Source organism: Agromyces sp. 3263, assembly GCF_031456545.1.
Classification (GTDB): Bacteria; Actinomycetota; Actinomycetes; order Actinomycetales; family Microbacteriaceae; genus Agromyces.
Genome location: NZ_JAVDUV010000001.1, coordinates 1,600,692 through 1,623,265 on the forward strand (window position 1 = coordinate 1,600,692; position 22,574 = coordinate 1,623,265).

The 22,574-nt window shown below is 72.0% G+C and carries 25 protein-coding genes; 17 read left to right on the forward strand and 8 right to left on the reverse strand.

The genetic code is table 11. The features are described from left to right. Positions 1–106 precede the first annotated feature (106 nt). The 4 genes from J2X63_RS07250 (at position 107) to J2X63_RS07265 (ending at position 2,458) form a co-directional block, all read left to right on the forward strand. Entirely contained in the window at positions 107–1,333 is a 1,227-nt protein-coding gene (locus J2X63_RS07250) for a cellulase family glycosylhydrolase (protein WP_309975584.1), read from the forward strand. Then, positions 1,333–1,506, forward strand: a complete 174-nt coding sequence (locus tag J2X63_RS07255; RefSeq protein ID WP_309975586.1) for a ricin-type beta-trefoil lectin domain protein — start codon at positions 1,333–1,335, stop codon at positions 1,504–1,506. Before J2X63_RS07250 ends, J2X63_RS07255 begins: the two co-directional genes overlap by 1 nt. 134 nt (positions 1,507–1,640) lie before the next feature. Continuing rightward, a complete protein-coding gene (locus J2X63_RS07260; protein WP_159606068.1) occupies positions 1,641–1,997 on the forward strand; it encodes a metalloregulator ArsR/SmtB family transcription factor in 357 nt (118 codons plus the stop codon). Beyond that, entirely contained in the window at positions 1,994–2,458 is a 465-nt protein-coding gene (locus J2X63_RS07265; protein WP_309975589.1) for an SRPBCC domain-containing protein, read from the forward strand. The genes J2X63_RS07260 and J2X63_RS07265 overlap by 4 nt, the downstream gene beginning before the upstream one ends. Positions 2,459–2,605: 147 nt before the next feature. Here the strand turns inward: J2X63_RS07265 and J2X63_RS07270 are convergent, their stop codons facing one another. The 3 genes from J2X63_RS07270 to J2X63_RS07280 form a co-directional block, all read right to left on the reverse strand. Continuing rightward, complete coding sequence (locus J2X63_RS07270; RefSeq protein ID WP_309975591.1) at positions 2,606–3,529, reverse strand: BadF/BadG/BcrA/BcrD ATPase family protein; 924 nt, start codon at positions 3,527–3,529, stop codon at positions 2,606–2,608. Between the two features lie 5 nt (positions 3,530–3,534). Continuing rightward, positions 3,535–4,515 (reverse strand): acetylxylan esterase, encoded by a 981-nt coding sequence (locus J2X63_RS07275; RefSeq protein WP_309975593.1) that lies wholly within the window; start codon positions 4,513–4,515, stop codon positions 3,535–3,537. A 222-nt stretch (positions 4,516–4,737) separates the two neighbouring features. Then, on the reverse strand, positions 4,738–5,820 hold the full coding sequence (locus J2X63_RS07280) for a ThuA domain-containing protein (RefSeq protein WP_309975595.1): 1,083 nt from the start codon (positions 5,818–5,820) through the stop codon (positions 4,738–4,740). Positions 5,821–6,080: 260 nt separating this feature from the next. On the opposite strand from J2X63_RS07280, the gene J2X63_RS07285 reads away from it, so the two are divergent. Together J2X63_RS07285 and J2X63_RS07290 are read left to right on the forward strand one after the other, a co-directional pair. After that, positions 6,081–6,425 (forward strand): cupin domain-containing protein, encoded by a 345-nt coding sequence (locus J2X63_RS07285; protein WP_309975597.1) that lies wholly within the window; start codon positions 6,081–6,083, stop codon positions 6,423–6,425. Positions 6,426–6,480: 55 nt separating this feature from the next. Further along, entirely contained in the window at positions 6,481–7,344 is an 864-nt protein-coding gene (locus tag J2X63_RS07290) for a carbohydrate kinase family protein (protein WP_309975599.1), read from the forward strand. Positions 7,345–7,349: 5 nt separating this feature from the next. Here the strand turns inward: J2X63_RS07290 and J2X63_RS07295 are convergent, their stop codons facing one another. Continuing rightward, the gene (locus J2X63_RS07295) at positions 7,350–9,656 is read right to left on the reverse strand and encodes an LLM class flavin-dependent oxidoreductase (protein ID WP_309975600.1); all 2,307 of its coding nucleotides are present in this window, start codon (positions 9,654–9,656) and stop codon (positions 7,350–7,352) included. A gap of 107 nt (positions 9,657–9,763) precedes the next feature. On the opposite strand from J2X63_RS07295, the gene J2X63_RS07300 reads away from it, so the two are divergent. After that, positions 9,764–10,162: a helix-turn-helix domain-containing protein gene (locus J2X63_RS07300; protein ID WP_309975602.1), complete on the forward strand. Its 399-nt coding sequence runs from the start codon at positions 9,764–9,766 to the stop codon at positions 10,160–10,162. A gap of 54 nt (positions 10,163–10,216) precedes the next feature. Here J2X63_RS07300 and J2X63_RS07305 read toward each other — a convergent pair whose 3' ends face one another. Then, complete coding sequence (locus J2X63_RS07305; RefSeq protein WP_309975604.1) at positions 10,217–11,134, reverse strand: DNA-3-methyladenine glycosylase 2 family protein; 918 nt, start codon at positions 11,132–11,134, stop codon at positions 10,217–10,219. Positions 11,135–11,258: 124 nt separating this feature from the next. Here J2X63_RS07305 and J2X63_RS07310 point away from each other — a divergent pair, with 124 nt between their 5' ends. The 7 genes from J2X63_RS07310 to J2X63_RS07340 all read left to right on the forward strand — a co-directional run bounded on the left by J2X63_RS07310 (position 11,259) and on the right by J2X63_RS07340 (position 17,014). Beyond that, the gene (locus J2X63_RS07310; protein ID WP_309975606.1) at positions 11,259–11,990 is read left to right on the forward strand and encodes a histidine phosphatase family protein; all 732 of its coding nucleotides are present in this window, start codon (positions 11,259–11,261) and stop codon (positions 11,988–11,990) included. Next, complete coding sequence (locus J2X63_RS07315; protein ID WP_309975608.1) at positions 11,974–12,885, forward strand: NAD(P)H-hydrate dehydratase; 912 nt, start codon at positions 11,974–11,976, stop codon at positions 12,883–12,885. Before J2X63_RS07310 ends, J2X63_RS07315 begins: the two co-directional genes overlap by 17 nt. Before the next feature lie 101 nt (positions 12,886–12,986). Then, positions 12,987–14,189 carry a low temperature requirement protein A gene (locus J2X63_RS07320; RefSeq protein WP_309975610.1) on the forward strand — a complete coding sequence of 401 codons (1,203 nt, stop codon included), beginning with the start codon at positions 12,987–12,989 and terminating at the stop codon, positions 14,187–14,189. Between the two features lie 139 nt (positions 14,190–14,328). Continuing rightward, positions 14,329–15,345: a manganese catalase family protein gene (locus J2X63_RS07325; protein ID WP_309975612.1), complete on the forward strand. Its 1,017-nt coding sequence runs from the start codon at positions 14,329–14,331 to the stop codon at positions 15,343–15,345. A 129-nt stretch (positions 15,346–15,474) separates the two neighbouring features. Further along, positions 15,475–16,545 (forward strand): diacylglycerol kinase family protein, encoded by a 1,071-nt coding sequence (locus J2X63_RS07330; protein WP_309975614.1) that lies wholly within the window; start codon positions 15,475–15,477, stop codon positions 16,543–16,545. A 114-nt stretch (positions 16,546–16,659) separates the two neighbouring features. After that, complete coding sequence (locus tag J2X63_RS07335) at positions 16,660–16,848, forward strand: hypothetical protein (RefSeq protein ID WP_309975617.1); 189 nt, start codon at positions 16,660–16,662, stop codon at positions 16,846–16,848. Next, positions 16,841–17,014: a hypothetical protein gene (locus J2X63_RS07340; protein ID WP_309975619.1), complete on the forward strand. Its 174-nt coding sequence runs from the start codon at positions 16,841–16,843 to the stop codon at positions 17,012–17,014. Before J2X63_RS07335 ends, J2X63_RS07340 begins: the two co-directional genes overlap by 8 nt. Before the next feature lie 24 nt (positions 17,015–17,038). Here the strand turns inward: J2X63_RS07340 and J2X63_RS07345 are convergent, their stop codons facing one another. Continuing rightward, entirely contained in the window at positions 17,039–17,443 is a 405-nt protein-coding gene (locus tag J2X63_RS07345; RefSeq protein WP_309975621.1) for a pyridoxamine 5'-phosphate oxidase family protein, read from the reverse strand. Between the two features lie 75 nt (positions 17,444–17,518). Beyond that, complete coding sequence (locus J2X63_RS07350; protein WP_309975623.1) at positions 17,519–18,097, reverse strand: helix-turn-helix domain-containing protein; 579 nt, start codon at positions 18,095–18,097, stop codon at positions 17,519–17,521. Positions 18,098–18,161: 64 nt separating this feature from the next. Here J2X63_RS07350 and J2X63_RS07355 point away from each other — a divergent pair, with 64 nt between their 5' ends. Further along, positions 18,162–19,226: an SDR family NAD(P)-dependent oxidoreductase gene (locus J2X63_RS07355; protein ID WP_309975625.1), complete on the forward strand. Its 1,065-nt coding sequence runs from the start codon at positions 18,162–18,164 to the stop codon at positions 19,224–19,226. A gap of 255 nt (positions 19,227–19,481) precedes the next feature. Continuing rightward, a complete protein-coding gene (locus tag J2X63_RS07360) occupies positions 19,482–20,051 on the forward strand; it encodes a YbaK/EbsC family protein (RefSeq protein WP_309975627.1) in 570 nt (189 codons plus the stop codon). A 104-nt stretch (positions 20,052–20,155) separates the two neighbouring features. Here J2X63_RS07360 and J2X63_RS07365 read toward each other — a convergent pair whose 3' ends face one another. Continuing rightward, positions 20,156–21,628 (reverse strand): SPFH domain-containing protein, encoded by a 1,473-nt coding sequence (locus J2X63_RS07365; protein ID WP_309975629.1) that lies wholly within the window; start codon positions 21,626–21,628, stop codon positions 20,156–20,158. 210 nt (positions 21,629–21,838) lie between these two features. Here J2X63_RS07365 and J2X63_RS07370 point away from each other — a divergent pair, with 210 nt between their 5' ends. Then, on the forward strand, positions 21,839–22,552 hold the full coding sequence (locus J2X63_RS07370) for an SOS response-associated peptidase (RefSeq protein WP_309975631.1): 714 nt from the start codon (positions 21,839–21,841) through the stop codon (positions 22,550–22,552). The last annotated feature ends 22 nt before the right edge of the window (positions 22,553–22,574 follow it).

Sequence of the window (22,574 nt, forward strand, 5' to 3'; positions counted from 1 at the left end):
GGAACCCCTTGCGGTCGACCGGGGTCGTGTGAGAGTTTCGAGGCGATGTTGACGTCAACATCACGAGCCCGCGGCGCATCGACGCGTCGCGGAGGATTGGAGACCGATGAGAAACGCACTCGGGATCGCCCTCGGGGCAGCCCTACTGCTGGCAGGCGCGGCACCGCTGCCGGCCGTCGCCGCTCCCTCGACCGGCCCTACCGGTACGAGTGAGTTCCGCGGGGTCAACTGGGCGGATCCGCGCGACAACTACGCCGACGACGAGGTCGTGCCCTCGGGGCTGAGCACCGACGACGACTACCGCACCACGTACCGCAAGGCGTCCGACCTCGTGCTCGAGTTCCGCCACGAGGTCGGGGCCAATACGGTGCGGCTGCCGATCAACCCGTCGAGCGTCGGCACCGACTGGTGGGAGTCGTATCAGGGCGCCATCGACGCGGCCACCCGGCACGGGTTCAAGGTGATCCTCAGCTACTGGGAGGGCGATGACGCGAAGGACGGGCGCGTCGACGACCAGGCCGCGTTCGACGCCATGTGGGACACCGTGGTCGACGAGTACGGCAAGAATCCCCACGTGTACTACGAACCCATGAACGAGCCGTTCGGCTACACGCTCGACGAGTGGGTGTCGCTCACCTCGGGCTGGCTCGACGACCACGCCGACGTGCCGCGCAAGCGCGTCATCATCTCGGGCACGGGCTACAACGACGATGTGACGGGCGTCGGTGCGGCCGAAGAGCTCGACGGCACGCTGCTGTCGCTGCACTTCTACGGGTTCTGGGCCGACCACACCACCGAGCAGGAGTGGAAGGCGAACCTGCTGCCGCGCATCGGCGAGTACGGCTGGCGCACCGTCGTCTCCGAGGCGGGATCACCCATGACGACGGGCCTCAACTACGGCAACCACGAAGGCGACGTCTACACCTCGTACCTCGGCGCGCTCACGGAGGTGGCACGAGACCAGGGCATCGGCATCGTGTACTGGCCGGGCCTGCGCACGAACGACGCCTACACGCTCACCCAGCTCGTCGGCGACGGCGACCTCGAGGTGACGAACGAGTCGGGGCTCGCCCAGCTGCAGTGGGGCTGGGGACTCCTCAAGCAGGAGCAGCTCAACGACCTGCCGCCAGCCCCTCCCGGCGAGCCGCTCGTGAGCGTGCGGCACGGCGTCTGCGTCGACGTGCCCGGCTTCTCGACCACGGCGGGCACGACGCTGGGCCTCTGGTACTGCAACGGAGGCGGCAACCAGTCGTTCGACTGGACGGCCGAGCAGGAGCTCGCGATCTACGGCGACATGTGCGTCGAGCCGGCGCCGTCGCCGGGAGCGCCGTGATGATCGCCGACTGCACTGGAGCCGTCGAGCAGCAGTGGCAGCTCAACGCCGACCAGACGATCAGCAGCGTCGCGGATGCCTCGCTGTGCCTCGCCACTCCCGAGAGCGAGTGGGGCGTGGCGCTCGCACCGTGCGACGCGTCGTCGACCAGCCAGCAGTGGACGCGCGGCTAACGCTCGAGCAGTCGAGAGCGCGCCCGTCTCCCTTCGGAGGCGGGCGCGTTCGCGTGCGGGGCGGCGGCGTGGCCGTGGCCGTGGCCGCACCGGGCACATTGAACTTTCCGGTTCAGTGACGTACACTGAACCACATGGTTCAGCAACAGGGACTCGATCGGGCGTTCGGCGCCCTGGCCGATGAGACACGCCGCGGCATCCTCACCCGCCTCGGCGACGGGCCCGCCACCATCACCGAGCTCGCCACGCCGGCGGACATGACGCTCACCGGCATCCGGAAGCACGTCGACGTGCTCGAGGCGGCAGGGCTCGTCACCACCGAGAAGGTCGGCCGCGTGCGGCAGGTCCGGCTCGGCACCGAGCGGTTGGACGACGCCATGGCATGGATCAGCTTCTACCAGCGACTCTGGGAGCGCCGACTCGACGGCCTCGAGGCCTATTTCACGTTGCGCAATGGCGCATCCGACGGAACGAAGGGAACGGAATCATGACGGAACTGGACACGAGCGAGACCATCGGCCTGCGGATGACGCGGCAGCTGCCCGCGACGCCCGAGGAGGTGTTCGACGCCTACACCGACGCCGAGCAGCAGAAGATCTGGTTCTCCATCCTCGACGAGGAGCCCGGCATCGTGGAGATCGAGGTCGACCTGCGGGTCGGCGGCACGCAGAAGGCCGTGTGGGGGCCCGACCGCGACACCCTCTTCACCGAGGTGCAGACGTTCCTCGAGATCGACCGGCCGCGCCGGCTCGTCACCGAGTCGACGGGCAACGACCCGAGCGGCCAGACCATGACCACGCACATCGTCGTCACGTTCGAGCCGCACGACGGCGGCACCCTGGTGACGGTCGAGCAGACCGGCTTCCCCACGCCCGAGATGCGCGACTTCTTCGAGACCATGGCCTGGGTCGGCGCATTCGACCGCATCGAGGCGTACCTCACGCGGCGGTAGCCGCCCGGTTCCCGGTCGCCGGTCGCCGGTCGCCGGTCGCCGAGATGACGCGAATCGACCTTTCCGAGCCTTCGGAGGGTCGATTCGCGTCACCTCGCGGGCGCGGGCGCGGGCGCACGGGTGCGGGCGGGGGCGGCGCGGCTGGGTCTAGTCGGTCGTCGCGGTGGTGATGTGGGCGGCGAGCGCGCTCGTGGGGGCGACGGCGGCGAGCGCGGCGGCCCCGTCGAGCGGATGCGCCTCCGCCACCCGCACGTCGGCCCCGGGCAGTGCCTCGTGCACCGCCGCCGAGAACGCCTCGGCGAGCACGGCTCCCCCGAACACCCCGCCGACCGCTCGGATACGGGGCGCCGCGGCATCCGCTTCGCCCACCCGTCGCAGACCCGCGATGACGGATGCCGCGAGCTCACGAGCCCCGGCCGACACGATCTCCAGCGCGACCACGTCGCCCGCCTCCGCCGCCTCGGCCACGGGACGGGCGTAGGCGGCGATGCGCCCGACGCGCTCGGGGTCGGACTGCAGCTCGATGTACGCGCGTTCCAGGTCGGGGAAGTCCGCCCGCACGACCTCGGTCAACGCGGTGGGCCCGCCCCGGCCGTCGTGCGCGCGCATGACCGCGTCGAGTGCAGCGCGCCCGAGCCAGTATCCGCTGCCCGCGTCGCCCATCAGGTAGCCCCAGCCGTCGACGCGGGCGATGTCGCTGCGTCCGACGGCGAGGGTGACGACGCCGGTGCCGGATGCCACGACGGCGCCCCGCTTGTCGCCGAGTGCGCCGAGGTAGGCGGTGATCGAGTCGTGGGCGAGGCGCACGGCGCGCACCCCGTGCTGCGACGCGGACGCAAGCAGGTAGCCGGCGTCGGACTCCTCCGACGTGAGTCCAGAGACCCCGAATCCGACCTCGTCGAACGCGTGGCCCGCCTCGACGGCCTGGTCGACGACCTGCACGAGTTGCGGCAGCAGCGGCAAGTCGGTGCGGATGCCGGGCCCGGCCCATTCGCTCGAGCCCGCGGCATCCGCGTGGCGCACCTTGATGCCCGACTGCCCGGCGTCGATCGCCAGCGTCCCGTGGCTCATGGCGCTCACGCCAGCCGCTCGGCGAGCCAGGCGACCTGGCGGGGCCAGTGCGCGGCCGCGCCGCCCTCGTGCTCGTTGAACGGGTACTCGACGAGGTCGGCCTCGACGGCCGCGCCCGCACCCCAGTGGTTGCGCGCCGCGTATACCGTCGACGGCGGGCACACGGGGTCGAGCAGGCCGACCGAGAACAGGGCGGGGGCCGTCGCCCGCTTGGCGAAGTTGACGCCGTCGAAGTACGACAGCGTCTCGAACGCCGTGGGCCACGCGTCGCGGTGCACCGAGAGGTAGCGCACGATCTCGTGGTAAGGGTCGCGGTCGGTAAGGCCGACGGCGCGTTCGAAGTGGCAGAGGAACGGCACCTCGGGCATGGCGCCCACGAGCCCCTGCGACAGGCCGGCCACGGCGATCGCGATGCCGCCGCCCTGGCTGCCGCCCGCGACGGCGACGCGCTCGGCGTCGACCACGTCGAGCGACCGCACGGCGTCGATCGCGAGCACCGCGTCGGTGAAGACCCGGCGGTAGAAGTAGGTGGCCGGGCTCTCGATGCCGCGTGTCATGAACCCGGGTGCCGACGGGCCGGTGCCGTGCGGGTCGGGCGTGCCGCCACCCGTGCCCCAACCGCTGCCCTGGCCGCGGGTGTCCATGAAGAAGTGCGCGTATCCGGATGCCGCCCACGCGAGTCGCTCGTGCGGCAGGCCGCGTCCGCCGTTGTAGCCGTTGTACTCGACGACCGTGGGCAGTGGACCCGTCGCGCCGGCCGGGACCGTGAACCACCCGCGCACCGGGTCGCCGCCGAACCCGCTGAACGAGACGTCGAACACGTCGACGACGGTGAGCGGAGACTCGACGCGCGTGAGCAGCGGCGCCTCGGCGAGCGCGCGAGACTCGGCGAGGGTCGACGTCCAGAACGCGTCGAAGTCGTCTGGCTCGGCCACGACCGGGCGGTAGGCGCGCAGCTCGTCAACGGGCAGGTCGAAACGGGGCACGGCTCATCCTTCAGGGTCGACGTCGTCGCAGGTCTCGCGCCGGGCTCCTGCTGGCGCGATGCCGCTCAGCGTAGCGAATCGCGGACGACGCGCCGCACGGCGGCGGCGCGTCGTCCGCGTCGGTTCAGGCGATCGTGCGCCCGTCAGGCCGCCCCGGCCCATTGCGGCCTGAATCCCGGTCGTTCGCCTGAATCCCGGCCGGGACCGGTGATCGTGACGACGTCAGCGCAGGGCCTCCTGCCACTCGATCAGGTCGGCGATCTTGGCGACGAGGACGTCGTCCTGGATGCCGTGGGCCTTCGCCCAGGCCTGCCGCAGCGTGGCGATCGCCGCCGCGTGGTCACCGGAATCCGCAGACTCCTCCGCGTCGGCAAGCGAGCCGGCGACGTCGGCGCCGAGCTTCGCGTTCTTCACGGAGGCGGGAATGCCGTCGAGGAGCTCGTTCACCTCGCTGAAGGTCACGCAGTCGCCGCCGCCGGTCACGACACCCGCGGTCCATTCGATGCCCGCGAGGATGTGCTCGAGGAAGAGCGGGTCAGCCCACGAGGCATCCGTGTGCCCGGCGCCCTCGTACCAGGAACGACCGCCCTCGAAGTTCTGGCACCATGCGATCGGATGGTCGGCGCCCATGGCGCCGCTGCCCGGGCTGTAGGTCGACTCGTCGAGCGTGATCAGCACGTGCACGTCATCTCGCGGGTTCGTCGTGAAGTTGTACCACTCATCGAACCGCACCCACTCGGCCGGCAGCATCGCCGTCGACGGATGGCCGGGGCTCTCGACGCGCATCGTGGCCATCTGCTGCGCGGGGTGGTTGCGGAATCGCGCTCCGCCGCCAGTGAGTTCGCTGTACCAGGGGACCGTGTGCATCGAGTCGGTCGCGGCGTGCAGTCCCACGTAGCCGCCGCCGTCGTGGATGTAGCCCTGGAGGGCCGCGAGCTCAGTGTCGTTCAGCAGCCGGGGACGCGCGGGGTCGAGGTTGTTCGTGGCGTCGACGGGCGACGCGAAGATGATCGACGCGTACTGCGAGAGGTCGGCGGCGGACGTGAACGGGGTCGTCGGGAGCGTGAGATCGGGCTGGCGCGAGTCCCAGACGTCCACGTCGAACCCGTGCTCCTCGCCCAGTCGGATCACGGCGAGGGTCGTGTCGTCGATGTGCGAGTGGCGGAAGCCGAGCGTCTGCCCGACGACGAGCACCTTGTACTCGTCGGGGCTCTCGGCGAAGGCGGGGGCTGCGACGATGCCGACGGTTGCGGTGATTCCGATGGCGCATGCCCCGGTCATCACGTTTCGGACGAGTTGCTTCATCTGGTCGTTCTCCCCTTCGAGTTGGACCGTGCGGAAGGCCGCCTGCCACGCCGTGGCGCTATATGTTGCCGCAGACGACATATGGTGTGGTGCCGACACTAACGCTGGCCGAATCCGTATGTCAATGGCCCCATGTTCCTTAGCCGCGCATTCCATGAACGTCTTTTGCGTGATGGTCGTCGGAAGTCGCTGCCCGGTGGCGGCATCCGGAACCTCGCGTTATCGTGGCGCGCGTTCGACTCGACGGAGAGGAGAGGCCGGTGGTGCTCATCTATCAGCGGGCGGATGCCGCGGCCGACGACCTTGGCTGGAACGACAACATCGAGGGCGCGTCGATCGGCTCGCAGGTGTCGCTGATCCTCGAGTACGAGTCGCGTGACGGAGCGGGGCCACGGCTGCACCGGCATCCGTACACCGAGACGTTCGTGGTGCGCCACGGGCGGGCGCTCTTCACCGTGGGCGACGAGCGGCTCGAGGCATCCGGCGGCCAGGTGCTCGTGGTCCCCGCGTTCACGCCGCACAAGTTCGCCGTGATCGGGGGCGAGCCGTTCGTGTCGACGAACATCCACGCCAGCCCGACGTTCGAGACGGAGTGGCTCGAGTAGGCCGAGGGGCCGGGCGACCGCAAACGACCGCTGCGGCATCCGCCAGAATGAGCGGATGACCGATCACGTCTTCATCGCCGGGCCAGCCTCGTGGAACCGCATCGTCATGCTCGACCGCCTGCCCGAGCCGGTGCCGCACATGCAGTTCGCGCTCGACGAGTACGAGACGCTCGGCGCGACGTCGGCGGGCAAGGCGCTCGGATTCGTCGGGCTCGGCCGGCGCACGGTGCTGCACACGCTGCTCGGCGGCGACGTCGAGGGCGAGCGCGTTCGACGGCTGCTCACCGAGGCGGGCGTGGAGCTCGTCGAGGGCGACGGCGGCACGACCGAGCGCCACCTCAACCTCATGACGCCGGCGGGCGCCCGGGTGTCGCTCTACCTCGCGACACCGCAGCCGCAGGACGACGAGCCGTCGCCCGAGGCGATCGCCGCGATGTCGGATGCCGCGGCGATCGTGCTCGACCTCGCCCCGGTCTCCCTCGAGCTCATCGACGCGGCCCGCGCGACCGGGCGCCCGATCTGGACCGACATCCACGACTACGACGGCGAGGCGGACTTCCACCGCCCGTTCATCGAGGCCGCCGACGCGATCTTCATGAATGCCGACCGCATCGGCGACGACCCGTTCCCGTTCATGCAGCAGTGCATCGAGGGCGGCGCGAAGCTCGTCGTGTGCACGCTCGGCGCCGAGGGGGCGGTCGCGGTCGACGAGCGGATGACACGGCACGCGGTCGCCGCGGTCCCGGTCGAGGTGGTCGACACGAACGGCGCGGGCGACGCCTTCATGTCAGGCGTGCTCGACGCGACGCTCGCGGGATCGCCGCTGCCGGATGCGCTGCGCGCGGGCTCGCAGCACGCGGCAACCGTGCTCGCGACCCGGCACCTGCACCCGGTGCTCGACACGCTGCTCGGCGCGTAGCGCGCCTACGGCCGCACGTTCGCGTTGTCGCGGAACAGGTTCCCGGGATCGACCTGCGCCTTTATCCCCCGCAGCCGCGCGAGCGTCGCCGGCGGGTAGGCCGCCTCGACCGCCGCATCGCCCTGCTCGGTCTCGAAGCTCACGTAGGCGCCGTCGAGGTGCGGGCCGATGAGCTCGTCCCACTGCGCGGAGGTCCCCTGCCGGCCCGACCCGAACGCGACCACGGAGAACTCCGACGATCGGTGGGCGAAGGCCGTGGCATCCGCCGCCACGTCGTGCACCGCGCCGCCGACCGCGCGCAGCTGGAAGAAGTACGTCGCGCCGCGGTCGAGGAACCGGGCGGCATCGCGGGCGAACTCGGGCGTGATGCGGCCGATGAGGCCGGTGCGCGCAGTCGGCTCGCCCTCGGCGGCGTGCGCCTCGTCGGACGCGTTCGAGATGACCGCCCGGTAGCTCGTGATGCGAACGTCTTGCCCGACGAGCGGCGCCGCCTCGGCGAGCGGCTGCAGCCGGGCGAGCACCGTGTCGGGGTCGTCCGAGTCGATCACCGCCATCACCTGGGCGACCCGCGGCTCCCCCGGCCGCGCGCCGCCGAGGATCAGGAAGCTCGTGAGGTCGCGCGGCGCGTCGACGACCCAGTCGCCCCACGCCTGCAGGAACCCGGCCGTGTCGCTCGCGTCGAACGCGAGCTGCGCGAAGCCGACGTCGCCGACCTCGTCGACCTCGAAGTCGAAGGCCGTCACGATGCCCATGTTGGCGCCGGCGCCGCGAACGGCCCAGAACAGCTCCGGATGCCGCGTGGCATCCGCCCGCACCACCGAACCGTCGGCCAGCACGACTTCGACGGCCCGCACGTGATCGATCGTGAGGCCGTGCTCGCGCACGAGCCAGCCGATGCCGCCCGCCGTGGCGAGTCCGCCGACCCCGACGCCCCCGTAGTCGCCCGAGCTCAGCGCCCAGCCGTGCGGGGCGAGGAACGCCGCGACGTCCTTCCAACGTGCGCCCGCGCCGATGCGCACGAGCCGTGCGGCCTCGTCGAGCACCTCCATGGCATCGAGGCGGCCGAGGTCGATCACGATGCCGCCGTCGTTCGTGGAGCGTCCGCTGATGCCGTGGCCGCCACTGCGCACGCCGAGCGGCACGTCGGGATTGGCGCTCGCGAAGGCCACGGCCTCGGCGACCTCGGAGGAGTCGCCCGGCCGGAGCACGAGGCCGGGCGCCCCGCCGCGCATGTAGGTGGACTTGACGCGCGCATACCCCGCGTCGCCCGGCTCGACGGCGTGGGCGGCGAGCAAGGCCGGCAGCGCGTCGTAGTCGATGCCGGGGCGGCGCTTCGCGCGCACGGCCGTGCTGCGACCGATCCAGGTGGCTTCGGCGACGGTCGCGGCATCCGCTGACCGCAGCTCGCGCGCGACCGCCTCGCGCAGCGCGGGCGCGACCTCCTCGGCGAAATGCTGCATGGTGGCGGGGTCGTCGCTCGCGAGGATGAACGTTCCGATGCCGTCGTCGACGACCAGCGGAAGCAGCTGCTCGACCCACTGCGCGGCAGGCCCGTCGAGGAATCCGCCGCCGCCCGCGCTCGCCGCCGCGCCTGCCGCCGCGCCCGCCGAGAACCGCCCGCCGATGTTCACGAGCCGGCGGATCTCGCGGGGGTCGCGCCCGGCGGCGAGCGCCGCCTCGTCGATCGTCGCGTTGCCGCGCGCGAGGTCGCCGGGTTGCAGGTAGGCCAGTGACGGCAGCCACCCGTCGCCCTTGCGACCGATGAGGCGCAGCATCCGCGGCTTCAGGGCGCCGATCCAGATGGGGATGTTGTGCGCCGGCGCCGGCCCGCGCTTGGCGCCGTCGACACGGTGGTACCTGCCGTCGACCTCGAACCGGGCGCGCTCGCCCTGGTCCCAGATGCCGCGGATGATGTCGATGGCCTCCGAGAGCGCGTCCACGGCCTGACCGGGCGTGAGCCTGCGGCCGCCCATGGCGTCGATCGCGTCCCAGAAGCCGCCGGCGCCGAGCCCCAGCTCGAAGCGGCCGCCGCTGAGCAGGTCGAGGCTCGCGGCCGCCCGGGCCAGCACGGCCGGTGGCCGGAGCGGCACGTTGGTGACGTTCGCCGCCACATGCACGCGCTCGGTGCGCGCCGCGACCCACGTGAGCAGGGTCGACGTGTCGTGGAATCGCGGCTGGTAGGGGTGGTCCTGGAACGTGACGAGGTCGTAGCCGGATGCCTCGGCGAGCTGGGCGAGGCGCACGGCCGCCTGCGGCGGGTCGTTCGTCGGGGTGATGAAGGTGCCGAACTGCAGCTCGTGGCCGTAGTGCATCGTGCTCCGATCCTTCGGTGCGGGCGGATGCCTCCATGCTGGCCCAGCCAGATCGGGAATGCACGGGGCGGGTAAGTCGCTTACTTCGAGTGAGTGATGGAGGTCTCATGCGCACAACCCTGGACGAGCGGATCGAGTCGCCCGACGGCACTGAGCGGCTGGCACGCACCGAGCGGCTCGAGGAGCTCGGGCACATCGACGAGGCCGCGTGCCGCCGGTTCCAGTCGACCGTCGAGTTCGCCGGCCGCAAGTGGAACGCGGCCATCCTGCTCGCCGGCGTGCGGGGTGCCCGGCGGTTCTCCGAGTACCGGTCCACGGTCACCGGCATCTCCGACCGCCTGCTCGCCACCCGCCTGCGCGAGCTCGAGGCCGAGGGCCTCGTCGAGCGGCACGTGCGCGCGACCACACCCGTGACGATCAGCTACACCCCGAGCACCGACGGCCTGCGGCTCATCGAGCTGCTGCAGCCGCTCACCGAGTGGGGGCTCGACCGAGCGGCGCGCTGACGCCGTAGCCGATGCATCGGGCGGATGCCGCGAGCCGACCCCGCGTCGACGCGCTCAGATCGCGCGGTGGTCGACGAACGACATGCGCGGGCCTCGGCGCGGACGGCCTCGAACGCCCTCCGCGCCGAGCAGCCGCACCACCCGGTACCGGTGCCCGGCCCACGGCGCCATGGCCACGAGCATCTCGTCGTCGTCCATGTCGCGGCCCCACAGTGCGTGGCCGAGGTAGTTCGACAGGTGGTAGTCGCCCACCGAGAGCGCGTCGGCGTCGCCGAGGGCTCGTTGCGCCACCTCGGCGGCGGTCCACGCGCCGACGCCCGGCATGAGGGTGAGGCGCGCCGCGGCATCCGCCGGGCTCATCCCGACGGCCTGCTCGAGGCGCGCCGCGTAGCGGGCGGCGTTCGCGATGGTGCGGGCCCGGCGCGGATCGACGCCGGCCTTGTGCCACTCCCAGGTGGGTATGGACATCCATCGCTCGGGGGATGGCGCGACCCGCATCGTACGGGGCGTCGGACCGGGCGCCTCGTCGCCGAACCGCCACACGAGCCGGCGCCACGAGTCGTGCGCCTGCAGCGTGATCACCTTCTGCTCGAGGATGGCCGGCGCGAGCGCCTCGAACACGGCGCCCGTGCGCGGGATGCGCAGGCCGGGATTGCGACGGTGGGCGTCGTCGAGCAGGCGGATGCCGGGCACGAACCCCGTGGGGTCATCGCGGTCGCCGAGCAGGTCGGGTGCCGCCGCGACCCCGGATGCGGCGCCCGGGCCCCAGCCTTCGCAGCGCAACGTGTCGGGGGCCGGCTGCGTGTAGCGCAGCGTCGCGACCCCGTCGGCGGTGCGGGTCGTGCGCCAGACCCCGCCGCTCGCGTCGCGCTGGTAGGTCGGGTCGGCCGGCCCGCGGCGCAGTGCGGAGATGGTCTGGAGCAGGTCGGTCGGATGCCGCGGGCTCCAGGTCAGCTCGTGCTCCGCGATCACGGGTCCAGTGTGCACCACGCTCCTGACAGCGGCATCCCCCGCGGGTCGTCGCCCTCCGGTAGTCGCCGCCGCGCCGCCTGTCAACGTGTTCCCGCGAGGCACCGGGCGGTGGTTGGCTGTGCGCATGCGCGAACTGTGGCTGGCGAGGCACGCCGAGAGCGTCGGCAACGTCGCGGCGACCCGGGCGGAGGTCGAACGACTCGAGGTGATCCCCCTCGACGTGCGCGATGCCGACGTGGACCTCTCGCCGACTGGCGTCGAACAGGCGCGTGCCCTCGGCGATTGGCTGCAGCCGCGCGTCGCCGGGTTCGACTCCCTCTGGAGCTCGCCGTACGCCCGCGCGCGACGCACGCTGGCCATCGCGCTGGGTGAAGAACTCGGCGAAGAGCGTGGCGAGCGGGTGGTCCTCGCCGACGAACGCCTCCGCGACCGTGAGCTCGGGGTGCTCGACCTGCTCACCCACACCGGCGTCGCGGCGCGGTTCCCGGGCGAGGTCGCCCGCCGACGGCACCTGGGCAAGTTCTACCACCGGCCGCCGGGCGGCGAGTCATGGGCCGACATCGCGCTGCGGCTGCGCTCCTTCTTCGGCGACTTCGAGGCGGCCGCCGGCGAGCGCGCCTTCGTCATGGCCCACGACGCGATCGTCATGGTCTCGCTCTACGTGCTGCTCGGCCTGAGCGAGACCGAGCTGCTCGAGTTCGCCCGCGCGAAGGTCGTCGGCAACGCGTCGGTCACGCACCTGGAGCGCGTCGACGGCCGGTGGCGCCTCGTCGAGTTCGGCGACGTCGGGCACCTGCGCGTCGAGGGCGCCCCCGTCACCGCCCACCCGGGAGCGGACGATGTCACGCCCCGCTGAGCCGGTCCGGGTCGACCAGTGGATGCTCCGGTCGTGGCCGCTGCCCGCACCGGGCGGATCGAAGGACGCCCGCGGGCGCGTGGTCGTCGTGGGCGGCTCGGCGCACTCCCCGGGCGGGGTACTGCTCGCGGGCGTCGCCGCCTTGCGCGTCGGTGCCGGAAGGCTCACTCTGGTCACGCCGGCATCGATCGCCCTGCCCGTGGCGATCGCGGTGCCCGAGGCGGGCGTGCTGAGCCTTCCCGGGGGCGGGGCGGATGCCGCGGGCGACCCGCTCGGCGACGAGGTGCGGTCTGAGCTGGCCGGCGCCGACGCCGTGCTCGTCGGCCCAGGGCTCGACGACCTCGACCTCACCAGACGACTCGTCGAAGCGGTGTGCTCCGCCGACGTGATGCCGACCGCGCTCGCGCTCGACGCCTTCGCCCTCGGGGTGCTGCCCGGGCTCGACGTGGCGCTGCCCGCGCGGGCCGTGCTGAGCCCCAACGCGGAGGAGGCCGCCCTGCTGCTCGGCGACGGCGACGGCGAGCCCGCGCAGGGCGACGCCGACGTGGACGGGGCCCTGGAGGGCGACCCCGGCCGGCTCGCCGCGGTCGTGGCGCGCGTCGCCGACCGGTACCGCGCTGCGGTCACCTGCTACGGCGAGGTCGCGGGCCCTGGCGGCGCCTGGCGGGTCGAGGGAGGCGGTCCCGGCCTCGGCACCTCGGGCAGCGGCGACGTGCTCGCCGGCGCGATCGCGGGCCTTCTGGCTCGAGGGGCGGATGCCGCGCGCGCGGCGGTGTGGGCGACGCACCTGCACGCCCTCGCCGGCGATCGCCTCGCCGAACGGGTCGGGCAGGTGGGGTTCCTCGCCCGGGAGCTCTGCGAGGAGCTGCCCCGGGCGCTGGCCGCGACGGGCTGAACGCCGGCCCGCGGCATCCGTCACCCAGCGATGGAGGGCCGAACGCGGCATCCGTCACCCATCGCTGGATCGCGGGCGTCGCCCAGGAGTACTCTCGCGACGTGGCCGGCGACAGGGCGAACCCACGGGCAGCGGGCCGTGCACCCGACCGGCGCCCGGCCGTCGATCGCGACCCCTCACGGGCGCACTGGATGGAGCTCTTCTTCGACCTCATCTTCGTGGCGCTCGTCGGCCAGCTCGCGCACGGGCTCCACGAGGAGCCGACGGTCGCGAACCTCCTGCTCTTCGTCGCGCTGTTCGCCTCGGTGTGGTGGTCGTGGGTGAACCTGACGTTCGCGGTGAACATCATGCCGTGGCTCACCCGGCGCCAGCTCGCGTTCGTGATGCTCGCCGCCATGTTCGCGCTCGGCGCGATCGCGGTCGCGGCCCCCGAGGCCACCACCGAGCGCGCCTGGCTGTTCGCCGCTGGCAACGCCGCGCTGCGCATCGTGCTGCTCGCGCTGTGGATCTCGCAGTCCTGGGCGACCGGAGGCACGGCGTCGCGGATCCGGGTGCTGGCCTACAACGGCGTGACCGCGGCGATCTGGCTCGCGTCGATCTGGGTCCCGCAGCCGTGGAACTTCCTGCTGTGGGGCGCGGCCATCGTCATCGAGGTGGTGCTGCTCGTGACGAGCAGTGCGAGCTGGGCCGACCGGGTGATCGCCAACCTCAACGTGGAGCACCTCGCCGAGCGCTTCGGACTGCTCGTCGTGATCGTGCTCGGCGAGTCGGTGCTCTCCATCGTGGCCGCGCTCGACGAGGCCTGGACGATCGAGGCCGGCCTGACGGCGGCGCTCGGCCTCGCCGCCATCGCCCTGCTCGCCTGGTCCTTCTTCATGTACGGCACCGAGGCGATGCGCGACGGGCTCGAGGCGCTGCGTGCGGCCGGCGATTACCCGGCCATCCGCGACACCGTGGGGTTCCTGCCGTTCCTCGTGGTGGTCGGGGTGACCGCCGTGTCGGGAGCACTCGGCAACGCGATCCACGATCCCGGCGAGCCGCTCCCGCTCGCGTCGGGCCTCGCGCTCTGCGGCGGCATCGCGGTGTTCTACCTCACCAACGCCATCATCTCGGTGCGGTTCGGCCGGCCGATCGCTGCCGTGCTGCGCTGGGCCGTGCCCGCCCTGGTGCTCACCGCAGCGCTCGGCGTCGCGGCCGCACTGCTGCCGGCAGGGGCGGTCATCCTCTGCGCGGTCGTGGTGCTCGCGGTCATCGTCGGCTCGGCCGAGCTGTCGGAACGACGCCGGATCGCCGGGCTCCGCTGAGAGCGGCATGATCGGTCTGAGCGCAGGATGATCCGGACGTTCGGTGCCCGAGTCAAGCCCGCTCCCAGGACGGATGCCGCCACGTAGCCTGATCCGACGCGCGTGGTCGTTGCGAATGAACACAGGGGGTACGTCCGAAATGTTCTTCCACGTCCAGCGCCTGATCAACGAGATCGTCCCAGACGAGCCCGACCCCGCCGCGGCCAACGCCCTGCAGGAGGGCCTGGGCGGCCAGTTCGGCGAGATGCGCACCATGATGCAGTACCTCTTCCAGGCCATGAACTTCCGTGGCCCGGCGGGCAAGCCCTACCGCGACCTGCTGCAGGGCATCGGCACTGAGGAGATCAGCCACGTCGAGCTCATCGGCACGACCATCTCCCGGCTGCTCGACGGCTCGCCGCGCTACCAGGGCAAGCAGACGGATCCCCTCGACGAGCCAGGCGCGAAGGGTGCGACGCCGCTGAGCATCGCGCTCGACGAGGGCAACATCCACCACTACCTGGTCGGCGCGCAGGGGGCGCTCCCCGTGGATGCGGCGGGCAACCCGTGGAGCGGCAGCTACGTCTACAACTCGGGCAACCTGCCGCTCGACCTGCTCTACAACCTGATGCTGGAGTCGACCGGTCGGCTGCAGAAGTGCCGCATCTACGAGATGACCGCGAACGCCACGGCGCGCGCGACCATCGCCTACCTCATCGTGCGCGACCAGGCCCACGAGAACGCCTATGCCAAGGCGCTCGAGACGCTGGGGGTGAACTGGAGGGCGCTGCTGCCGATCCCCAAGACGGATGCCTCGAAGTTCCCCGAGGTCAAGAAGCTGCTCGACGAAGGGCTGCAGAGCAAGCAGTACACCTTCGACCTCATGGGGCAGTCGGAGGCGGGCCGGATCTTCCAGGGCCTGTCACCCTCCGGCGACGGCACGAACCTGCAGGCGCAGGAGCAGGCGCCCGGCGGATTCCCCTCGACCATCGCACCCGAGCGCTACGAGGAGTTCTCACCGGGGCTCGACCCCGAACTGCTCGCCCTCGTGCAGGCGACGGCCGAGATGGAGCTCGCCGACGTCCAGGCCCTGTTCGGTCCGATCCCCGCGGATGCCGCATCCTCGTCGAGGGGCGGCGCGGAACCGGCCGATGCGGCGGCGGCGAAGGGCTCCTGACCGCGACCGGCCGCGTGAGCGCCTGACCGCCTGACCGGCGGTTTCGGCGACCCGGCGGCGGCGCGCTGCACGCCGCCGCCGGGTCGTCAAGGGGCTGCGAAGGCGGCCCATCGACCCTAGGCTCGCTGCATGCCCACGGCCCCCAGCACGTCCGAGCCCGCCTCCGCGTCCGATTCCAGCCCCTCGAAGCAGCGCCTCGCCGCCGTCATCTACAACCCGGTGAAGGTCGACATCGACGAACTGCGGGCGGCCATCGCCGCCGAGCCGGCCGCCGCCGACTGGGCGGAGACCCTTTGGTTCGAGACCACCGAGGAGGACCCCGGCACCGGCCAGGCGAAGCAGGCACTCGAGGCCGGCGCCGACATGGTGATCGCGGCCGGCGGCGACGGCACCATCCGATCGGTCGCCCAGGAACTCGGCGGCACCTCGACGTCGCTTGCCCTGCTGCCGTCGGGCACCGGCAACCTGCTCGCCCGAAACCTGGAGCTGACGCTCGACGACCTCGAGAACTCCATCCGCGTCGCCTACGACGGCGTCGACCGGCAGATCGATCTCGCGTGGGCCTCCATCCGCCGCGAGGGCGGCACCGTCGAGCGGGCCGCCTATCTGGTGATGGCCGGGTTCGGGCTCGACGCGAAGATGCTCTCGAACACCGACGAGGAGCTGAAGGCGAAGGTCGGCTGGCTCGCCTACGTCGATGCCATGCGCAAGGCCCTGCGCGACAAGAACCACATGCGCATGCGCTACCGCCTCGACGGCCACGGCGCGCGCGCCGTGTCGGCGCACACCCTGATCATCGGCAACTGCGGGTCGCTGCCGGCCAACATCCTGCTGCTCCCCCAGGCGGCGATCGACGACGGGCGCTTCGAGGCGGTGTTCCTCCGTCCCGAGAGCGCGTGGGGCTGGGTGCAGATCTTCGTGAAGGTGATCTGGGAGAACGGCGTCCTTCGCCGCACGAAGTGGGGCCGCAAGCTCGCCTCGCGCGACGTCGACGCGGTGCGATACGTCCGTGGGCGCCGGCTCGACGTCGTGCTCAGTCATCCCGAGGAGGTCGAGCTCGACGGCGACACCTTCGGACGCGCCGAGGCGTTCCGCACGTGGATCGACGCCGGCGGCCTGACCGTGCGCGTCCCGGTGACCGAGGGCGAGTCCGAGTCCGAGCCCGCCTCGGAGTCGGACTCGGAGCCTGCTGCCACGTGATTCCGGGCAGCGGATGGCGCGGCATCCGTTTGTCAAGGCGCTTCCCGCGGGCGGGCCCGCCGGTGTTTCCTGCTGGAAGCAGTCCGACCACCGCACGACCGATGAGGAGCTGTGATGACCGACGCTGAGATCACCCCGTCCGAGCAGGATGACGAGCAGACGCCGCCGCCGGCTCGCGCGACCAAGGATCGCGGCGACGGCGCCCGCCTGCCCGAGGAGTTCGAGGATGGCGGCGAGACCGTCGCCGAGGACACCGCCTCGGGTGGGGCTCCCGATCCGGCGGGCGAGTCGTCGGATGGGTGACGCCTCCGAGGACCGGATCGGCGAGGTCGTGAGCCCCGAGGACCTGCCCGCGCAGGTCGAGGTGAGCGAGCACGAGGGCGTCACCCGCATCGACATCGCGAACGACGCCGAGACACGGCCGGGTCCGGTCGACGAACCCGGCTCCCGCGAGGCCGGCTCGCGCTAGGGCGCCCTCGGCCTGCTCTCGCGGTCAGGGGCGCCGGAATGTGCGGCCGTGCACCGCGGTGGGCGTGATCCGCACCCACCGGTCCTTCTCCTCGGGCGCCCAGGGCGTGGCACCGAGCCGCTCCGCAGCCTCGACCTCGCTCTGGCGATCGAACTCCTCGGCGGAGCCCTTGACGACCACGCTGAACGCGTCGGTCTCGGTGAAGCCGTCGATCTCGAAGGCCACACCGTGATGGATCGTCAGCTCGAGCAGTTTCGTGCCGGGCGAGGTGCGGAAGACGATCGTCGAGCCGTCCACGACGTGGTTGACGGGGAAGATGTCCACCTCGCCCGCAGCCGCGGCGGCGATGCGCCCGTACGGAGCATCGCGCAGCCGCTGCCAGCATTCGTCCTCGGACAGCTCCCGGGTCGGCGTGCGCTCCTCGTCCATGCTCCGAGTCTCGCGCGGATGGCGAGCCCGTACAAGGGCGGACCCGGCCGACGATCGGCCCCAGCAGACGACCACTCAGTGCGGCGCGAACGCGGCGTGGAAGATCGCCCACGCGCGGCGCGAGACGGCGCGCCGATCCTCGGCGTCGGTGCGCGCCACCACGTCGGTCAGCATGGTGACGGCGAGCAGCACGTCCTCGGTCTCGACGTGGTCGCCGATGCGCCCGGCCGCCCGTTCCCGCACGAGCACGGTCTCGGCGACCGCTGCCAGCCGGTCCCCGAGGTGCGCCACCTGGCGGTCGTGCCGGTTGCTCCAGATCAGGTCGATGAGGGCGGTCGAGGCCACGGCCTGCTCGATGATCGTGTCGAGCAGGTCATCGAGCGTGGCCTCGGGCGGTGCGACGGATGCCTCGAGCGCGTCGAGGTTCTCGTCGAACACCGCGATCGCGAGGGAGAGCTTGTCGGGGAAGTGCCGGTAGAGGCTGCCCTGTCCGACGCCCGCCCGCTTGGCGACGGCGCTGAACGGCGCCTGCAGCCCGTCGACGGCGAAGACCTCGCGGGCCGCGGCGATGAGCGCCCGCCGGTTCTCGGGCCCGGCAGCCGGTCCGCGGTTCGCCTTCGTCGGCCGCGAAGTTCCCGTCTCACGTTCAGGCACGGGTGCTACCTTACCTACCGGACAAGGATGTCCGGTATACCCGAAGCAGAGTAAGGAACACCCCATGAGCACCCCTGACACCCTCACCGGCGACGACTCCATCAAGACCTGGCTCGCCCACCCCGTCGGCGGCCCCATCCTCCGAGAGCTGCTGGCGCAGTCCGGCCAGGACGCCGACGTGCTGAAGCCCGTGAGTCGACTCGCGATCAAGCGCCTCATCAAGCTCAGCAAGGGCCAGTTCAGCCAGCAGATGGTCGACGACCTGGTCGCTCGCGCCGCGGCGGGCGAGGTGCCGGCCGGCTCGAGCGGCGTCGCGGATGCCCCGAGCGCCGCCGCCGAGGCATCCGCCCCCGTCGTGGAGCGCCCCGAGTGGGTCGAGCGACTCGACCAGGGCCGCTTCTCCGGCAAGACCGTGATCGTGACCGGCGCCGGATCGGGCATCGGCCGCGCGACCGCATCCCGCATCGCCCGCGAAGGCGGCCGGGTCGTGGCCGTCGATGTGTCGCAGGAGCGTCTCGACGAGTTCGCCGCCGAGCACGACGGCGCCGACATCGTGACCCTGGTCGCCGACATCACCGACGACGCGAAGATCGCCGAGATCGTCGGCGCAGCCGGTGAGCGCATCGACGGCCTCGCGAACATCGCCGGGATCATGGACGACATGACGCCCATCGGCGAGCTCACCGACGCCGTGTGGCAGCGCGTGTTCGCGGTCAACGTCGACGGCACCATGAAGCTCATGCGCGCGGTCGCGCCGCTCATGGTCGCCCAGGGCTCGGGCTCGATCGTGAACACGGCCTCCGAGGCAGCACTGCGCGGTTCGGCCGCGGGTGTGGCCTACACCGCGTCGAAGCACGCCGTCGTCGGCCTCACGAAGTCGACCGCGTTCATGTACGGACCCAGCGGCCTCCGCGTGAACGCCGTCGCTCCGGGCCCGACCATCACGAACATCGAGGCGAAGTTCGCGTCGCCGCTCGGCGCGGAGCGCGTGCAGCTCGCGATGACGATCCTCCCGGATGCCGCCGAGGCGGAGGCCCTCGCCGCGTCGATCACCTTCCTCCTGAGCGACGACGGCGTGAACATCAACGGCGTCGTGCTGGCATCCGACGGCGGCTGGTCGGCGGCCTGATCCGCTCGCCCGACTGAAGCGACGAGGGCGCCGACCGCGATGCCGGCCGGCGCCCTTCGTCGTGCCACGCCGTGGCTTCGCTCGCCGTGCTGGGTGCGGCCGGCTTCGGTGCTCGACGCGGCCGCGCGTGCCGGAATGCAGGAGAATCCGGTCGATGGCCCGCCCAGGGCGCTCATGGAGCGGATTCTCCTGCGTTTCGCGGGGCCGCGTCCGGGTCCGGGGCGGCGGCGCGGCATCCGTCGTACGCTGCTCGTCATGCGCTTCGGAACGCTGGACTTCACGCCGGCCCTCGACTCCCCCGGGCTGCTCGCGCCGCCGACGGCCGCGGCCCTGCAGCGAGCGGATGCCGCGGGCGCATCGGATGCCGCGAGCCCGGCCCCACCCGCCGGTGAGGTGCTGGTCGTCGCGATCGACCCCGGCCTCGCCGACACCGCCGCCTTCTGCGCCCACTACGAGATCTCGATGGAGGACGGCGCGAACTGCGTGATCGTGCAAGCCCGCCGCGGCGAGCGCACCTGGTACGCCGCGTGCCTCGTGCGCGGCTCCGATCGGGCCGACGTCAACGGGGTCGTGCGTCGCCACCTCGACGCGCGCAAGCTGTCGTTCGCGCCGATGGACGACGCGGTCGCGCTGAGCGGCATGGAGTACGGCGGGATCACGCCCGTGGGGCTTCCCGCCGACTGGCCGATCCTCGTCGACGAGTCAGTCGCCGGCCATGAGCGGCTCATCGTCGGCAGCGGCGTCCGTGGCTCGAAGCTGCTCGTGACGGGCGCGTTCCTCGCGGGCCTGCCGAACGCCGAGGTGCTGCGGATCGCGCAGGGCTGACCGGACCGACGGCGACGAGTGGATGCCGAACCCGCGGATTCCCGCTCGAGGGCGCGGGTTCGGCATCTCCTCGCCGGAAATGGGTGCCTGGGCGGAGCGCCCGGCTACTCCACCAGGGCCGGCGCGCTCGCCTCGCGCTCTGCGACTGCGACCGCGTCGCGGCGCTCGGCCGCGGCGCCGACCGCGCCGTGCGCGTCGCCGTTCCGGGCGATGGCGCTTCCGGCCGCCGCGCCGGCCGCGGTGCCGCCGACCAGCCCGCCGATGAGCTCCCGCAGCCCGACGCCCATCGTCGAGCTCAGCATCGCGTCGACCTCGGTGAGGCCCGAGACCGCGTTCTTCGCGAGCTGCGAGGCGCCGTCGGTCGAGACGACGGTGAGCTGGTCGATGTTCGACATGGGGGCGGCGAGTTCGCGGGCGATGAGGGGCAGCGCGTCGATGACCCGCATCTGCAGCAGCGCCTCGGACTGCTGGGCGACGGCCTCTGCGGCGGCCTTGGTCGCGGCGGCCTCGGCCGCACCACGGGCCTGGATGGCGTCGGCCTCGGCAAGGCCCTCGGCCCTCAGCGCCTCCGCCGAGGCGGTGCGGGCGACCCGGTCGGCCTCGGCGGCGATGCGCACCGCCTCGGCGGCGGCCTCGGCCTCCACCTTGACCTTGTAGGCCTGGGCGTCGGCGACGGCCTTGACCTCGGAGTCGAGCTCGGCGGCGCGCAGCGCGGCGCGCTTCTGGGCGGTGATCTCCTGCTGCGCCACGACCTCCTGCTGCGACAGTGCCTCGGCGAGCGGTCGGGCCGCTGCGGCCTCGGCGGTGGCCTTGTCGGTCTCGCGCTGGAGCGCGGCCTTGCGCTGGGCCAGGCCGGCCTCGCGCTCGGCGACGGTCTGCTCGGCGGCGATCACGGCCTCGCGGGCCTCGCGCTGCGCCTCGGCCTCGGCGATCTCGGCCTGCTTGCGCACCTTGGCCTGCTCGGCGCGGCCGAGGTCGTCGATGTAGCCGTTGTTGTCGGAGATGCCCTTGATCTCGAACGAGTCGACGTCGAGGCCCTGGTTGGCGAGCGACTCGCGGGCGACGCCGAGCACGGACGCCGAGAGCTCGTCGCGCCGGTTGATGATCGTGGTGACATCCGTCGCACCGATCGACGCGCGGAGCGAGCCCGACAGCACCTCCTGGGCGAAGATGTCGATGTTCTTGTCCTGCCCCAGGAACCGCTGGGCCGCTGCACGGATGGCGGACGCGCTGTCGCCGACCTTGACGATCGCGACGGCGTCGACATGCACGGTGATGCCGTTGTTCGTCTGCGCCTCGGCGCGGATCTCGATCGCCCGCGAGCGCAGCGAGATCTTGTGCGCCTTCTGGAAGAACGGCATGATCCAGACGCCCTGCCCGTGCACGACGCGCTGGCCGGATTCCTCGGTGTCGATGCCGTCGACGACCTTGCGCTTCGAGCGCTTGCCGGTGACGACGATCGCCTCATCGGGTGACACGTTGCGGTAGAGCACCTTCGCCCAGATCCACAGGATGACGACGGCGACGATGACGAGGGCGATGATCCCGATGACGGGGGTGAGGGCGAAGTCGAACACGGGGTCCTTCCGAGGGGGTGTGCGGGGGTTCCGGACAAGACTGTCGGGAGGCGACCGGGAGCGCAATGGGTCGGCCTCCACCCCGTCGACGGAAGCCGCGAGTCGCCGTGCACGGATGCCGCGTCACCGCGCGCGCGATGACGGGAAACCCCGAACGTGCGGGGCGAAACCCCCGTGCGCGGTGTCGGCGGACGGGTGCAGACTGGCGGTATGTGCGGACGATTCGCGAACGACGCCAAGGTCGACGAGATGATCCAGGAGTTCGTCGCCGAGGGCGGCGACTTCCGCGACTGGGTGCCCCAGTACTCCATCGCGCCCACCCAGGTCGTGCCCATCGTGCGCGAGCGCAAGAACAACGACACGGGTGAGGTCGCTCGGTCGGTGGACGCCGCGGTGTGGAACTTCCATCCGTCGTTCATGAAGGACTCGAAGCGTCCGCAGTTCAACACGCGCATCGAGACCGTCGCCACCAACGGCCTGTGGAAGGGCGCGTTCGCGTCGTCGCGCTGCCTCGTGCCGATGCGCGGCTACTACGAGTGGACGGGCGAGCCCGGCAGCAAGCAGGCATGGTTCCTGCACGGTGAGCAGCCGCTGCTCGCCGCCGCCGGCATCTACACGGCGCGCAAGGTGGGCGACGAGTGGGAGGTGTCGACGTCGATCATCACGCGCGAGGCTCGGGATGCCTCGGGCGAGATCCACGACCGCATGCCGGTGTTCCTCGAGCGGGAGGTCTGGGACGAGTACCTCGCCCCTGTCAAGCTCGACGACGAGGGCAAGCAGGAGATGGTGGCGCTGCTCACGGCCGAGTCCGAGAAGGTCGCCGCCACGATCTCGAACTACGAGGTCGACCGCCGCGTGAACAACTCGCGCACGGTCGATCCCGGTGACCCGGCCCTCATCGAACCGCTCGACGCCGCCGGCTGATCGCGCCGCTCACACGCATCGG